Origin of the sequence: Saccharicrinis aurantiacus, from assembly GCF_947489045.1 — a bacterium.
GTDB lineage: Bacteria > Bacteroidota > Bacteroidia > Bacteroidales > Marinilabiliaceae > Saccharicrinis > Saccharicrinis aurantiacus.
Genome location: NZ_CANLCN010000001.1, coordinates 129,073 through 143,893, shown reverse-complemented (window position 1 = coordinate 143,893; position 14,821 = coordinate 129,073). Strand labels below are relative to the sequence as shown.

Below are 14,821 nucleotides of genomic sequence, written 5' to 3'. Positions count from 1 at the left end.
CAACTCTGTCATAATAACCACCTTAGGTGTCATTTTTTCAGAAAATAATCGTACCAAATTACATACTCTAACAGCTTTAACATACTACTACCATCTGACTGAATAAAGCAAGATGTATATCACTTATGCCTTCTGGCTATATACCTCCTGACTAAAACACTATCCCATCAACTCCAAAAAAGTACCCAATACCGGATTTGGGTTATTCTCGTTCCATATAATTTTTAGCGAAGTACGCTGTGGTATTTTATCCAACTCAATTACCTTAATGGCCATATCATAGCCTTGCACTAAGGAAGTGGGCACAATAGACACCCCCAACTTATTTTCTACCAAGCGAAATATAGAACTGGCATTTACCGTAGAGTGCGAAATAATGGGTGTAAACCCACTGTCGTCGAATATTTGCATTACTGTTTCGTAATACGATTCGCTGTACTGCGAGTCGAACAGAATAAAATGCTCGTCCTTAAATTGCGAAAGCCCCGTAAAAGTATCCTGATTGATGGGATGCGATTTAGGCAATACCACCGCAAAGGTTTCTTCCTTGGTTTCCTTTACGCCAATGTGCTTGGGCAACCAACTCTGTCGCACAAAACCAACATCAATGCCATTGTTCAGTATGGCTTCAACTTGGGTACCATTGTCCATTTCCTTAAGGGTAATTAGCACCTTATTATTTACTTCTTGAAACTTTAATAACAAATCCGGAATCTCGCGCTGCATGGCCGAACCCACATAACCAATGGTAAGCTTTCCGGCCATGCCATCATTCAGTAATTTGGTGTGCTCAATCACCTCATCAAGCATTTTAAAATGTTTCTCTAGGGCAGATGCAAAATAAGTACCTGCTGGCGTTAACTCCACCTTTCTATTGTGACGTTCAAATAGCTTCACGCCCATATCATCTTCCAATTGCTTAATCTGTCTGCTTAAACCAGGCTGCGATATGTACAATTTCTCTGCCGCCTTGCGAAAATGCAATTCCTGAGCAACAGATAAGAAATATTTGAAGTGACGGTACTCTATTTGATAACTCATAGTTATTAATTGGTGATTAATATAGTCTTGTTGGGCATCAAAATTAGAGATAATTTTGCAATATATCTAGTTGAGTTGATTAGATATTAGATGAGTGACAATAGGCTTGTGGCTAGAATCATAAGCTTAACTCAAACCCTACCATCTATTTAATTATAGAATAATACAAAAAATAAATACGATGTTTAAATACGGAATAGATTCCCTTACCACCGAAAAAGTAATGGCCTTAGCCACTGGCGAACTTAAAGGCGCAGTTACTGACAAAGCCATAGAAAAAGTAAACGCCTGTAGAGCCAAAGTAGAAATTATGGCCAACTCAGACCAAGCTGTTTATGGTATCAATACTGGTTTTGGCCCCTTATGCGATGTGCAAATTACAGCCGAAGAAACCAGTCAATTACAAGAGAACTTACTGATTTCGCATGCTGTAGGTGTGGGTAATCCCATCGATAAAAAGCTATCTAAAATCATGATGATTTGTAAGGTACACGCTTTATGTCAGGGTTTCTCGGGCATCCGTTTAGAGGTAGTGGAACGCATCATCTATTTTATAGAAAATAATATACTACCTGTTGTTCCTGAGCAAGGTTCAGTAGGTGCATCGGGCGATTTAGCACCACTTTCGCACTTGTTTTTGCCACTTTTAGGCGAAGGCGAATTTTGGGTTAAGGATGAAATTATACCTGCTGCTGAAGTTTTAAAACAACACAATTTAGAGCCTATTACACTGCAAGCCAAAGAAGGTTTGGCCCTAATTAATGGTACCCAATTTATATTGGCGCACACCATTATGGGCATCGAAAAAATGGCCTACCTATTGGAGCTTGCCGATGTGGCTGGTGCATTTACCTTAGAAGGTTACAAAGGCAGTGAATCGCCATTTATGGAGGAACTGCATACCATCCGTCCTTTCAAAGGAAGCTTAGAGGTGGCTCGCCATATGCGCCGTTTATTCGAGAAATCACAGAACATTGCCTCGCACAAAGATTGTGAACGCGTGCAAGACCCCTACTCTATGCGCTGTATTCCACAAGTACACGGAGCCTCGCGTAACGCCTGGTATCACCTTAAGGAATTGGCCGAGGTAGAGATGAACTCGGTAACCGATAACCCAATTGTATTGAGCGAAACAGTAGCCATTTCGGGCGGTAATTTCCACGGACAGCCTTTGGCAATGGCCTTGGATTACGCTTCTATTGCTGCTGCCGAGTTGGGTAATATTTCCGACAGAAGATGTTTCTTAATTATAGAAGGTAAATATGGTTTACCACGTTTATTAACCGAAAAGGGCGGCTTAAACTCTGGTTTTATGATTCCGCAATACACAACGGCCGCATTGGTTACCGAGAACAAATCATTATGTTTCCCGCCTTCGGCTGATAGTGTTCCAACCTCGTTGGGTCAGGAAGATCATGTTTCTATGGGAAGTATTTCTGGTAGAAAGTTTAATCAAATTCTAGGTAACTTAGATAAGATATTGGCCATTGAATTAATGTATGGTGCGCAAGCAGTAGAGTTCAGAAGACCCAATACTTTCTCTGATATTATTGAAGAGGCTTACGCATTAATCCGCAGCAAGGTGGATAAATTAATGGACGACCGCATTTTAAAGGACGACATTAACAACATGATTGAATTGGTAAAAACAAAATCGTTTAGGGTAAATTAATTATGGATTTTAAACAACAGATATTACAAGGAATCCCTTCTCAACTTCCTGAAAAAAGGGAATATCCTAAAGGTGCCAACCGCGCTCCAAAAAGAAAAGATATATTATCGGCCAACGAGAAAAAGTTGGCCATCAGAAATGCCTTGCGCTATTTCCCTGCCGAATGGCACGCTGAATTGGCACAAGAATTTGCCACCGAATTAATGGAATACGGTCGTATTTATATGTATCGCTTTAAGCCTGAATATAAAATGCATGCCCGGGCCATATCGGAGTATCCGGCACAAACGGAACAAGCAGCAGCCATTATGTTGATGATTCAAAACAACTTGGATCCGGCAGTGGCACAACATCCCGAGGAGTTGATTACCTACGGAGGTAACGGTGCTGTTTTTCAAAACTGGGCGCAATACTTGCTTACCATGCAGTATTTGGCCAACATGACCAATGCACAAACCTTACACATGTACTCGGGTCACCCAATGGGATTGTTCCCCTCATCGGCCGATGCTCCACGTGTAATTGTGAGTAATGGTATGATGATTCCGAATCATTCTAAACCCGATGATTGGGAAAAATACAATGCCCTTGGCGTTACCCAATACGGACAAATGACAGCGGGATCATATATGTACATTGGCCCACAAGGTATTGTACACGGTACTACCATCACGCTAATGAATGCCTTCCGTAAAATTCTGAAAGCAAACGAAACACCACAAGGTAAAGTGTTTGTTACTGCAGGTTTGGGTGGTATGAGTGGTGCGCAACCCAAAGCAGGTAACATCACCGGATGTATTTCTGTGGCTGCCGAGGTAAACGAAAAAGCAGCGCGCAAAAGACACGAGCAAGGTTGGGTTGATGAGCTAATTGAAACCATGGATGCCTTGGTGGAAAGAGTAAAACAAGCCCAAGAAAATGGCGAAACCGTTTCTATTGCATTTATTGGTAATGTGGTGGATATTTGGGAGCAGTTCTATAACAAAGGTATTTTCATCCATGTGGGTTCCGATCAAACATCGTTACATATTCCATGGACAGGCGGTTACTACCCTGCAGGAGTTTCTTACGAAGAGGCCAACTCCATGATTAAAGAAAATCCTGCTTTGTTTAAAGAGAAGGTTCAGGAATCACTGCGCAGACATGTGGCAGCTATTAACCAACACACAGCCAAGGGTACTTACTTTTTCGATTATGGGAATGCCTTCCTACTTGAATCATCAAGAGCTGGCGCCGATGTAATGGCCGAAAACAATATCGATTTCCGCTATCCATCATATGTGCAAGATATTTTAGGCCCAATGTGTTTCGATTATGGCTTTGGTCCTTTCCGCTGGGTTTGTGCCAGTGGTAAAGCCGAAGACTTGGCCAAAACAGATGCCATTGCAGCGCAGGTTTTAGAAGAAATTATGAAGCAATCTCCACCAGAAATTGCATTGCAGATGCAGGATAATATTACTTGGATTCAGCAAGCTGGTGCCAATAAAATGGTGGTAGGTTCGCAGGCCCGAATTTTATATGCCGATGCCGAAGGACGTGCAAAAATAGCTTGTGCCTTTAATGAAGCCATTGAAAAAGGTATTATTGGTCCTGTGGTATTGGGTCGCGACCACCACGATGTAAGTGGAACTGATTCGCCATATCGCGAGACTTCGAATATATACGATGGTAGTAAATTTACTGCCGACATGGCCATACATAACGTAATTGGCGATAGCTTTAGAGGCGCCACATGGGTTTCTATCCACAACGGTGGCGGCGTAGGCTGGGGCGAAGTAATGAATGGCGGTTTTGGCCTCCTACTTGATGGCAGCGAACAGGCACAAGAGAAAGTGAAGCGCATGTTGTTTTTTGATGTAAACAACGGTATTGCCCGCCGAAGTTGGGCCCGCAATAAGGAAGCCATGTTTGCCATAAAACGCGAAATGGAACGTTCGGAAACACTGCGCGTAACGCTTCCTAATATAGTTGATGATAACTTACTTGAAACCTTATTTTAATGGAAAAGCTATTTATCAATATTAAAGAGTTGGTACAAGTTCGTTCAGAGGCACCGCAGTTTGTTGCGGGTGCCCAAATGAACGAACTTCCGATTATTGCAAATGCCTTTTTATGGATTAAGGATGGTCTTATAAAAGAGTACGGCAGCATGGATGCTTGTCCTGCGCTAACTGATATGGAAACCATTGATGCCACCGGAAGATTAGTACTTCCGGCTTGGTGCGACTCGCATACGCATATTGTATATGCCGGCAACCGCGAAGGTGAGTTTGTGGATAAAATAAAAGGTTTGTCCTACGAGGATATTGCCCAAAAAGGTGGTGGTATTCTGAACTCAACCAAAGTATTGGCCAACACATCAGAAGATGAGCTATACGAACAAAGCAAAGAACGCTTGCTTGGTGTTATGCACGAAGGTACTGGTGCCATCGAAATTAAATCGGGCTATGGATTAACGGTAGATTCGGAGTTAAAAATGCTTCGTGTTATTCAACGCTTAAAAGCGGAGTTTAATCTCCCTATAAAAGCTACATTTTTAGGAGCACACACCATTCCAGAAGCCTACAAAAACAATAAGGAAGGCTACCTTTTGTTATTAACAGATGTACTTTTACCTGAGATAAAAAAAGAAAACCTTGCTGACTACATTGATGTGTTTTGCGAAAAAGGTTATTTCTCAGTTGAGGATACAGAACGATTGATGCAAGCAGGAGCCGCTTTGAGCATAAAAGCAAAAATCCATGTGAATCAGTTTAACGCCATTGGTGGTGTAGCAGCAGGTGTAAAAAACAATGCCTTGTCGCTCGATCATTTAGAGCTAATCAACGACGAGGATATTACAGCCATTAAGGATTCTAAAACCATGCCTGTGGCTTTGCCCGGATGTTCTTTCTTTTTAAATATCCCTTACACACCAGCTCGTAAAATGATTGATGCAGATTTACCAATAGCTTTGGCTAGCGATTACAATCCGGGTTCAGCGCCATCGGGTAATATGAATTTTGCTGTGGCAGCGGCTTGCATTAAAATGAAGATGACGCCGGAAGAAGCCATCAACGCAGCAACCATAAACGGAGCGTACGCCATGGGCGTAGAAGCTGAGGTGGGTTCAATCACTGTAGGTAAAAAAGCCAATTTATTACTGACTGATAAGGTAAATTCGTACCACAGTTTACCATATAACTTTGGCAGCAATTTAATTGATAAGGTTTTTATTAGCGGTGAAGAGTTTTGTAAATAAATAGAGACAAAAGGTGCTTAACACAGAGTCACAAAGGCGCAGAGTAAAAATCATAAAAAATCTGTGTCTTAGTGCCTCTGTGTTCATCATTCTGTATTGCGATGAAAGAAGCGATCTAAAGGCGAGCTTTGAAACACTGCTAGCTTCTGACTTCAGTCTACTGACTAATAACTAAAAAGAAATGACAACAAAAAACCACATACCAGCATCCAAAGAGCTTTGGCAAGGACGAGCGACTAGCGTTGATAACGAATATTGGTATCAAATTATTGATTGTTTGCAACCAACGGATTCTCTTAGTAACTACAATTATGCTATTGTGGGTTATGCCTGCCACGAGGGTGTAAAAAGAAACCAAGGACGTTTAGGAGCAGCCGAAGGTCCTGATGCCATCCGTAATAAATTGGCAAAAGTTCCCGTTCATTTCAGTGATATTAAAATTGCAGATGCTGGTAATATTCCTTGTGTTGATAATAACATGGAAGCTTGTCAGGATGCCTATGCAAAGGTGATTACCCAAGCCTTGAAGGCTCAATGTTTTCCCGTTGGTATTGGCGGCGGACACGATATTGCCTATGCTACATTTAAAGGTATCTGGAATAGCTTTGAGGCGGACAACAAACCAAAAATTGGCATTATAAACTTTGATGCGCACTTCGATTTTAGAGTAAAGATAGAAGTCGGAAACTCGGGAACACCCTTTTATCAGATTATAGAAGAACATCCGAAAAATGTAGAATATTTAGCCATAGGCATACAGCAACAAGGCAACACTCGCGCATTGTTTAACTATGCCGAAAGCAAAAAACTAAGCTTTATCCCTTGGGAAAACTGCGAAGAATATGGTGATGGATTTGAGAAAATCAAGGCAGAATTAAATCAATTTGCAAGTAAGGTAGATCATCTTTATATCACCATCGATTTAGATGCTTTCTCATCGGCGTTTGCACCCGGAGTGAGTGCGCCATCTGCTTTGGGCATTACGCCAAAGTTTGCCTTAAAAGTGCTCACTGAGTTATTAAGCAGCCAAAAGGTAATCGCCTTGGATATCGCGGAGTTAAATCCATCCTTAGACCAAGATAATGTGACTGCAGGATTGGCCGCACGTATGATTGATTATGTGGTAAACCAATAACTATTTTTTTTGGGCGTGCCCCTAAAGGGTCGGGCTTTTCGTTTCAACTCCTCGCTGCCTTCCGCAGCTGTGGGGTTTCCACTTCAATCCCTCACGCAGCCGGGTACTTACCAAGTGATGCTTATTTGGTTCCAATAGTTAATTTAATCCTCAGTTTACCTGAAGCTTTATCCAAGCTAACATTTCCTCTAAAGCAATGGGCGATATGGTTTGCTCAATAATTCCATATTCAGCAATAGCGCCAGTTTCACATTCCTGAAACAGATGATTCAAGCCATCCAATTCTTTAACGATCATTTTAGTGTTTCCTGATTGCGTGGCAGCTTTTTCAATTAAACTTAGGTTCTCTTCTGCAGGAACTTGTAAATCTTTACTGCCATTAATGGCCAATAATGGGCATCTAATCTGACTTAAGTAATCCATCGGATCCAAACGAATAAACTCTACCATCCAAGTACTTGTTAATTGATTTACCATACCCATTTTTTGTTGCGGCGTTAAAACAGCATCATACTTAAGCGTATAATAATTCATCAAACTATCTTTAAGTTTATGATTACTTAATTCCTCGTTTAAAATAATCTGATGAGCTCCTGATGCCATTTCCTGATTTTGTTTTATCACGGTAGTATCCATTCCCATTTGTGCTGAAATTTTCTCCGCTTGCAACAACAATAACTGATCTCCGCGTAAGGCTGTGCCCGCCATTAAAACAGCATAATTCACATCGTTATTTTGCGCTGCAATAATGGAAGCGATAATACCTCCTTCACTATGCCCTATTAGTCCTAACTTATCTTTATTTATTTCTGGTCGCGACTTTAAGTATTCAATGGCACTTTCTACATCCTTAGCAAAATCATAAGTACTCGATCCAACAAAGTTACCCTCTGACTCTGCCGTTCCTCTATCGTCAAAACGAAGCACGGCAATACCATTTTTAGTAAGATAGTCTGATAAAACTAAAAAGGGTTTATGCCCAAATAAGGCTTCATCTCTATTTTGAGGTCCACTCCCTGAAATAAGCACTACTGCAGGAAAGTGACCCGTTTTAGCTGGCATAGTTAAAGTCCCGGCCAATTGAATGTTATCCTTTGAATTTCTAAAGGTAATATCCTCGCTATAGTATGTATAAGGTTTGCTAGGTTCTTGTGGACGAAGGACAGCCTTGGTTTCAGTACTCTTTTGTGTCAACTCCAAGGGCAAAGAAAATGTCCCTTGTTTAAAAGTACCTTCAAAAATACCTTCAGCATTTAAGTGTGCGTTATAATGGATACCTAAGTTCTGTACTTTTATATTCAACTCTGAATCAGTATATGTAATTGTACTTACAGGAATTCCCATAGCGCCCTGAGCTGGGCTATCCAATGTTGCGGCGTAAGCAGCATCAGTTTGTGAAATATTAAATACCAAAGGTAAATCTACACCTTGTATCTTCAAGGTTCCATGCCAACTCCCAACAATTTCCTGAGCATTAAGGGCAGTGCATAAAGATAAGATAGTGATTAGCGTAAATAGGTTTTTCATGCTTGTATTTCTAGGGATTAGAACTCATATTACAATTTGTCATACCAAAAATACCATTTAATTCAAGTTGACCTTCTAATAAAACCTTTTAATTAAGATAAAGGGAGTTCGGGGAAAAAGAAAACCCACATAATCTAAACGAGTTATGTGGGTGAGTATAATATTTCAATATCTATTTAAAAATAAATCAACGCTGATTTAATTATTATTCATAATTCGGTCAGACTCCTTCTGGAATCTTTCTAATAGATCCTTTGAAAATGAATTGATTATTTTTGATTCATTGGCATCAACTCCATCAGAAGACTCTGCAATTACTTTCATTCCTTCAATAAACTCTACATAAATCGGAGATGGTCCGTAACCATGACAAAAGTTAATTACCTTATTGTACAGCTCATCTATTGATGTTTCTTTACTTTCCTCATATTCAAACGACCATATTATTTCAGTACCAGAAGGGTGATTCTCGAATAATTTCTTCAAAGCATCCTTTTCTTCACTTTGAATTACCCCGTCTGCCTTTGCTACTGCATATAAAAGTTCACCCAACACATCGTACAATCTTTCTTCGTTCTTCATAATAATAGGTTAATTTGTCAATAATGGTTATTTCTAATTATGTTATTTTGGAGCCATGAAAATATAAAAATTAATGTCTTTTATAACCAATTACTGATTTTAAAATTAAAAACTCTATATCAAAGTAATAATTAGGGTCTATTTAGAGGTAATTATATTCTTTAAATAAAGCTGCTTGCCCTATTCTATTGTTTTCAGAATCATAAACATTCCAAAGCATAACATCTTTAATTTCAAACCTTCTTCCAGTTTTTGAAATTCTAATACCTGAGTAATCCTTCGAATATCCTTTTTCGGCAACTTCAGCCAGAAACTTTTCTCTTTTACTTCGCTCGTCACTTTCTGCAGAATATCTCGAATGCAGGTTAGTCATTTCTTCCCAAGTCATCTCAAAAAGGTTGAGAGCCGTTTGATTTGCATAGTTAAATATAGGATCATCAGTTGCATTATGAGCTAAAAACACATAATCAGAATTAAAAGCTTGCTTTGCCTGTTCTTCCAAATTTAAAGAAAAATCAACAATCTCAATATCCGCGAGTTTCTTCAAGCTACTTGTAATATGACTAACATACTCTTTCAGATAACTATTCTCACTATTGGGCAAATGGGTCTTCTTCATGGCTCAATTAAATTAAACTGATAGCCTCTTTAACACTCATCTTTACTTTGATGTTTTTAGAGCTTGCGACCTGATTACAAACCGTGATAATTCCATTAGCAAGTACATCGGCACCATTAAAAATCTCTGCACTCATACAATCCACGGTACAAGCTAAAATTCCAGCCTCACTTAGTAAATCTAGACTTTTTACACCTGCATTATTTTTCCCAATTCCGGCATCGTTAAAAAACACGGCTCTAACACCACGCTTTTTTGCGTAATCGCCAGCACTCAAACCACCGTGCGATCCGCACACAACAATATCGCCTGAATTATTCTCGTTTAAAAAAGTAATACTATCTGTTACGGTAACATCAACGCCTGCAATTTGTGTTTGCGTTTGTTTTTTTAACTCGCCCTTGCTACTGCCCTCCTCTTTATTATCAATATGAGATATTGAATCTTCACTAACCTGAACAGAAGAGGTTTGAATTATATTATCACTTATTTTAGCTACAGCCGCTTTTACCGAATCACCAATTTGAATCCCTGCTGCTTCTGCTTGTGGGCTAATGTGACTAACAACGCCACTCTCCCAAGTATCTTGAGCAATACCAATTTCAGCACTAAAATTATCCACAGCACAAGCTAGAACATGCTCAGATTCATAGTGCTGAAGACCTCTTATTCCAGCCTGGTTTTTCCCTACACCTGCGCTATTAAGAAAAACAGCCTTTACACCACATTTATTTATATGAGCGGCAAGGTCTCTATTTCCACCACAGTGAGATCCACAAACAAGAATTGGATAGCTATTACCGACTTGCAAATCGCCTAAACTATCCAAAAGCACTATACCCTTAGGTAAATCCATATTATTAAGTTAAATGTAACTATACAGTATAAAGTATTAAGACATAAGTATAAAGATTTCTAATCATTTAATATTATGTAAAGTTATGGTTAATTAATTATTTTACAATGATAACGCAATTCGTATAGATTTCTATAGATATTAAGAAATTTACATTTACTTAAATTATTAGGTCTTATATCTTTATACTTTTGTCTTACTACTAAATAGTTACGATTAAATATTACGATTACTATGAAACTACCAATTCAGCTCGAGCAATAGCGGAACCTTTTTCGTAAGCTTTTATATTTCCCTCAACAAACTTAGCCGGAACACTTTCCTTAACAATTTGAATCATTTCATCATGAGAGTAACCTCTAAACTCGGCATAATAGCCAAGCATGAAAATATTCATCATTTTGTTGATATTAAACTCTGAACTTTTATTCTCTTCAGGATCAATAATAAATGTTTTATTTTCTGATCGCTTGATGATATCTGTTTTCGATTCAGGTAAATCTTTTTGTAATCGGGTATTTACGCTACTCGAAGTTAATTCGTAGGTACTAGAAAAAACTACGCCTTCTTTTTTAAGACAATGTAAATGACGCAGTGTTTCTGTTTGTTCAAATGAAATCACATAATCCACATCGCCTGCTTTGATAAAAGGCGAAAGTACGGGTTTGGTTGAATAACGAAAATGACTTTCAACTCCGCCACCGCGCTGACCAAGACCAATTACGTCAGAAGTTTTTAACTCGTACCCAAGTTTCATATAAAACTTACCCAGAAGATTACTAAAAAGGAGTATCCCTTGTCCTCCTACACCCGCTATTATTATATTTTTTCCTGTGTCTTGCATTATTATGATTTTATGGCTTCAAACTTACATGTGGTAGAACACAATCCGCAACCTGTGCAAATATCTTGGTTAATAACAATATCAACCGATCCATCGTTTGTTTTACTCTCAATGGCTAAACATCCGATACCTACACATTTTCTACACTTCGTACACTTATCCTGATCGATATAACTAGGAGTTGCTTTAGGTAGTTTGAATTTGGTAACACACGGCTTTTTAACAATTACAACTGAATTTGTTTTTGCATTTACCGCTTTAAGTATTGATTCTTCAAGATTATCAAATTCGTAGGCATCTACACTAACAATATCGCTAACCCCAATAGCTTCGCATACTTTGGCAATATCTAACTTGTTTTCTGGCTTGTAATTAAAACCAAACTCACTAGAAGCCACATGCTGTCCTCCTGTCATGGCAAGACAACTATTATCAACAATAATCACTGTTGATTGACCATTATTGAATATCAAATTCATTAAGCCATTAATACCGGTAGCCCAAAAACCTCCATCGCCAATCATAGCTACAAAGTTTTCATCTTGTCCTTTGGCCTTATTATAACCGTGTGCCAATGCAATACTTGAACCCATACATTTTTGTAAAGAATAGGATTCCATATGCGGGAAGCAACCAATAAGACCGCAGGTAACATCTGCAGCTGCTTTTATTTTATGTTTCTTTAATATGCGCGATACAAAAAGGTGAGAACAACCGGCACAGCTTACTGGCAACCTAAAAGGAACATCTTTCATTGGAGTTCTTTTAACAGCGCCAGGAACCAATTTTTCCTCAATGATATCAGGAGTAAAACGCATCATATCTGGAAATCTTGGAAATAATTCTTTCCCTATTACAGATACTCCTAAATCCTTAATATTCTTTTCTATAATATCATGTCCATCTTCAATCACATAGAGTTTATCTACGTGTTCAGCCAGCTCTCTGATTTGTTTTTCGGGCAAGGGCATAACCAAGCCTAGTTTTAAAACTGAAGCCTCTGGTAATACCTCTTTCACATAATAATAGGGAGTACCTGCTGTGATAATTCCAATCTTTGTACCATTCAACTCCAGCTTATTAATAGAAAAATTGTTGCTATCGTCAGCTAAACGCTTCATGTGTGCTGTAAAATTATTAAAGCATTTGGTCAATTTAGGATGCTCAGAACCTTTTGCCTTAGTCATAATGGTTGTCATTATAACTTTACTGAAACTTACTGGATATTTTTCTCTATGTCTAACCTGGAAATTGTATTCCTCATCAATAACAACTCTACTGGTAGTTTTACATGTTACTGATGTTATTTTAAGAATAACGGGTGTGCTATATTCTTCACTAATCTCAAAAGCCTTAACCATAAGATCCTTGGCTTCCTGACTATCACTTGGCTCTAATACAGGGATATTAAACATGTTTCCGTAATGACGACAATCGTTATAATCATCACCAGCAATACGACCAACATCATCGCCAACTACCAATACCAGTCCGCCATTGATTTGACTTCCGGCAGCTCCACCTAAAGCATCAGCTGCCACATGTAAACCTACGGTTTTCATTATAGCCATGCTGCGGTAACCTGCAAATGAGGCGCCAATAGCTACTTCTAAAGCTACCTTCTCATTAGTAGACCATTCACAATAAATATCTGGATATTTAAGATTAGTATAATCCATTACTTCTGTGGATGGTGTTCCGGGAAATCCGGAAGCAATTTTGACACCTGCCTCGAAGGCTCCTCTGGCAACCGCTTCATTACCATTCATCATTTTCATAGCGGCAAACTCATTTCCTGTCTTCATAAAAGTGACCTCTCTCCCTGTTGCTTGTTTTTTCTCTGATTTAGTAATGCGGCAAAAATAGATTATTTATGATTAGCTCCAAAATTGAGTGATGTTTTATTTAAAAAAAACAGGATTTTTATCATATTCGAAGGTGATAAAGGAGGAGTTACTTCTTTGGCTGATACGCATGTTAACACCATCAAGATCGCTTTAAAATAAATATCTATAATAATTGATTGAGTCTAAAGCATCATCCTATAAATGAATCAAAAGAGATAGTAATTAAAGCCTGTAAGCTTCTCTCTTAATTTCAAGCTAGCACATCAAATATGATGTAACTATTAATAGAATTAGATAATGAATTCTTGTGTATTTTATCGTAAATTAGAGGAACTACAAACCAATCATATCATTATGAGATTATACTTGTATTAGACTAACCTACAGCACTAATTTTAAGCAATGCCCAGAATGAATTTAAAACTATAAAAGATGAACTACTATTTTAACACTGTATTGAGTAAAGTTAGCTTTGATGAAGCCATTGAAAAAGTAACTGCAGAACTTAAAAAAGAGGGTTTTGGCGTTTTAACTGAAATTGATATTCAGAAAACTTTTAAAGCAAAATTAGATATCGATTTTAAAAAGTATAGAATACTTGGAGCCTGTAATCCACAATTTGCACATAAAGCGATTGAGGTCGAAGATAAAATTGGGGCCTTTTTACCTTGCAATATTATTGTACAACAAGATGTAGAAAATGCTGTGGAGGTTTCTGCCGTAAACCCTATTGCCATGATGAGCAGAGTGGATAATAAAGAATTGACTGGTTTAGCTATAGAAATTGAGGCGAAACTTAAGCGAGTGATTAAAAATTTAGGTTAACAACCTAATATAATATTTGCTTGTCACTAGAAATGATTCAAAGTACAAAGTCAATATATTGACTTTGTACTTTGAATCATTTTTTTATTCTCTCACTCTCTTATATCTAATTTGAGGTACTTTACCCAAAAATACTTTTGTTGAAACATACTCAAAATTTAAAGGCGCTTTTAAATCACCAAATAAAGAAGAGCCTCCACCTAACAACACGGGTATAGTAGTAATAATTAAATCATCAATTAAATCCTCCTTTAAGAAGCCCTGAATAGTGCTTCCACCATCAATATACAAATGATGATACCCTTTTGCATGCACTTGCTGCAATACCTCTGTTAAGGAACCTTTCATAAAAAAAGCCTTTCCCTTATGTGATTCGGGAATTTCGGTAAGTTGTGTACTCAATACAAATACCGGTTTAGTATATGGCCATTCACAATCAAAACCGAGTACTGTTTCAAAGGTTGTTCGCCCCATGATGAGTGCATCTACTTCATCCATAAATGGCAAATACCCCATATCTTCCTGATCAGGATTTGGGATGCTATGCAACCAATCTAAACCTCCGTTTTTATCAGCAATATAACCATCAAGGCTAGTGGCAATAAATACTTTATTTCTTTTTTCCATAACAT

General features: G+C 38.3%; 13 protein-coding genes. 5 read left to right on the top strand and 8 right to left on the bottom strand.

Features of this window, described 5'->3' with window-relative positions; all coding sequences use genetic code 11:
• Positions 1 to 159: 159 nt before the first annotated feature.
• The gene (locus QMO11_RS00555; RefSeq protein ID WP_282035537.1) at positions 160 to 1,041 is read right to left on the bottom strand and encodes a LysR family transcriptional regulator; all 882 of its coding nucleotides are present in this window, start codon (positions 1,039 to 1,041) and stop codon (positions 160 to 162) included.
• Between the two features lie 181 nt (positions 1,042 to 1,222).
• Here QMO11_RS00555 and hutH point away from each other — a divergent pair, with 181 nt between their 5' ends.
• The 4 genes from hutH to hutG all read left to right on the top strand — a co-directional run bounded on the left by hutH (position 1,223) and on the right by hutG (position 7,089).
• Positions 1,223 to 2,713, top strand: coding sequence for a histidine ammonia-lyase (gene hutH / locus QMO11_RS00550; RefSeq protein ID WP_282035536.1), 1,491 nt, complete (start codon positions 1,223 to 1,225; stop codon positions 2,711 to 2,713).
• A gap of 2 nt (positions 2,714 to 2,715) precedes the next feature.
• Positions 2,716 to 4,713: a urocanate hydratase gene (gene hutU / locus QMO11_RS00545; RefSeq protein WP_282035535.1), complete on the top strand. Its 1,998-nt coding sequence runs from the start codon at positions 2,716 to 2,718 to the stop codon at positions 4,711 to 4,713.
• A complete protein-coding gene (gene hutI, locus QMO11_RS00540) occupies positions 4,713 to 5,954 on the top strand; it encodes an imidazolonepropionase (protein WP_282035534.1) in 1,242 nt (413 codons plus the stop codon). The genes hutU and hutI overlap by 1 nt, the downstream gene beginning before the upstream one ends.
• 181 nt (positions 5,955 to 6,135) lie before the next feature.
• Entirely contained in the window at positions 6,136 to 7,089 is a 954-nt protein-coding gene (hutG, locus tag QMO11_RS00535) for a formimidoylglutamase (protein WP_282035533.1), read from the top strand.
• 150 nt (positions 7,090 to 7,239) lie between these two features.
• Here the strand turns inward: hutG and QMO11_RS00530 are convergent, their stop codons facing one another.
• The 6 genes from QMO11_RS00530 to QMO11_RS00505 all read right to left on the bottom strand — a co-directional run bounded on the left by QMO11_RS00530 (position 7,240) and on the right by QMO11_RS00505 (position 13,322).
• On the bottom strand, positions 7,240 to 8,616 hold the full coding sequence (locus QMO11_RS00530; RefSeq protein ID WP_282035532.1) for an alpha/beta hydrolase family protein: 1,377 nt from the start codon (positions 8,614 to 8,616) through the stop codon (positions 7,240 to 7,242).
• Positions 8,617 to 8,814: 198 nt separating this feature from the next.
• A complete protein-coding gene (locus tag QMO11_RS00525; RefSeq protein WP_282035531.1) occupies positions 8,815 to 9,198 on the bottom strand; it encodes a tellurite resistance TerB family protein in 384 nt (127 codons plus the stop codon).
• A 142-nt stretch (positions 9,199 to 9,340) separates the two neighbouring features.
• Complete coding sequence (locus QMO11_RS00520; RefSeq protein WP_282035530.1) at positions 9,341 to 9,817, bottom strand: MEKHLA domain-containing protein; 477 nt, start codon at positions 9,815 to 9,817, stop codon at positions 9,341 to 9,343.
• A gap of 7 nt (positions 9,818 to 9,824) precedes the next feature.
• A complete protein-coding gene (locus QMO11_RS00515) occupies positions 9,825 to 10,673 on the bottom strand; it encodes a hypothetical protein (protein WP_282035529.1) in 849 nt (282 codons plus the stop codon).
• 232 nt (positions 10,674 to 10,905) lie between these two features.
• Entirely contained in the window at positions 10,906 to 11,517 is a 612-nt protein-coding gene (locus QMO11_RS00510) for an indolepyruvate oxidoreductase subunit beta (protein ID WP_282035528.1), read from the bottom strand.
• A 2-nt stretch (positions 11,518 to 11,519) separates the two neighbouring features.
• Entirely contained in the window at positions 11,520 to 13,322 is a 1,803-nt protein-coding gene (locus tag QMO11_RS00505) for a ferredoxin family protein (protein WP_282035527.1), read from the bottom strand.
• 474 nt (positions 13,323 to 13,796) lie between these two features.
• Here QMO11_RS00505 and QMO11_RS00500 point away from each other — a divergent pair, with 474 nt between their 5' ends.
• Entirely contained in the window at positions 13,797 to 14,189 is a 393-nt protein-coding gene (locus QMO11_RS00500) for a DUF302 domain-containing protein (RefSeq protein ID WP_282035526.1), read from the top strand.
• A gap of 84 nt (positions 14,190 to 14,273) precedes the next feature.
• Here the strand turns inward: QMO11_RS00500 and QMO11_RS00495 are convergent, their stop codons facing one another.
• Positions 14,274 to 14,816, bottom strand: a complete 543-nt coding sequence (locus tag QMO11_RS00495; RefSeq protein ID WP_282035525.1) for a dihydrofolate reductase family protein — start codon at positions 14,814 to 14,816, stop codon at positions 14,274 to 14,276.
• Positions 14,817 to 14,821 lie beyond the last annotated feature (5 nt).

Excerpts from the sequence above, each read along its gene's own strand:
- QMO11_RS00555 (WP_282035537.1), bottom strand. The coding sequence starts at position 1,041 with ATGAGTTATCAAATAGAGTACCGTCACTTCAAATATTTCTTATCTGTT.
- hutH (WP_282035536.1), top strand. The coding sequence starts at position 1,223 with ATGTTTAAATACGGAATAGATTCCCTTACCACCGAAAAAGTAATGGCC.
- hutU (WP_282035535.1), top strand. The coding sequence starts at position 2,716 with ATGGATTTTAAACAACAGATATTACAAGGAATCCCTTCTCAACTTCCT.
- hutI (WP_282035534.1), top strand. The coding sequence starts at position 4,713 with ATGGAAAAGCTATTTATCAATATTAAAGAGTTGGTACAAGTTCGTTCA.
- hutG (WP_282035533.1), top strand. The coding sequence starts at position 6,136 with ATGACAACAAAAAACCACATACCAGCATCCAAAGAGCTTTGGCAAGGA.
- QMO11_RS00530 (WP_282035532.1), bottom strand. The coding sequence starts at position 8,616 with ATGAAAAACCTATTTACGCTAATCACTATCTTATCTTTATGCACTGCC.
- QMO11_RS00525 (WP_282035531.1), bottom strand. The coding sequence starts at position 9,198 with ATGAAGAACGAAGAAAGATTGTACGATGTGTTGGGTGAACTTTTATAT.
- QMO11_RS00520 (WP_282035530.1), bottom strand. The coding sequence starts at position 9,817 with ATGAAGAAGACCCATTTGCCCAATAGTGAGAATAGTTATCTGAAAGAG.
- QMO11_RS00515 (WP_282035529.1), bottom strand. The coding sequence starts at position 10,673 with ATGGATTTACCTAAGGGTATAGTGCTTTTGGATAGTTTAGGCGATTTG.
- QMO11_RS00510 (WP_282035528.1), bottom strand. The coding sequence starts at position 11,517 with ATGCAAGACACAGGAAAAAATATAATAATAGCGGGTGTAGGAGGACAA.
- QMO11_RS00505 (WP_282035527.1), bottom strand. The coding sequence starts at position 13,322 with ATGAAGACAGGAAATGAGTTTGCCGCTATGAAAATGATGAATGGTAAT.
- QMO11_RS00500 (WP_282035526.1), top strand. The coding sequence starts at position 13,797 with ATGAACTACTATTTTAACACTGTATTGAGTAAAGTTAGCTTTGATGAA.
- QMO11_RS00495 (WP_282035525.1), bottom strand. The coding sequence starts at position 14,816 with ATGGAAAAAAGAAATAAAGTATTTATTGCCACTAGCCTTGATGGTTAT.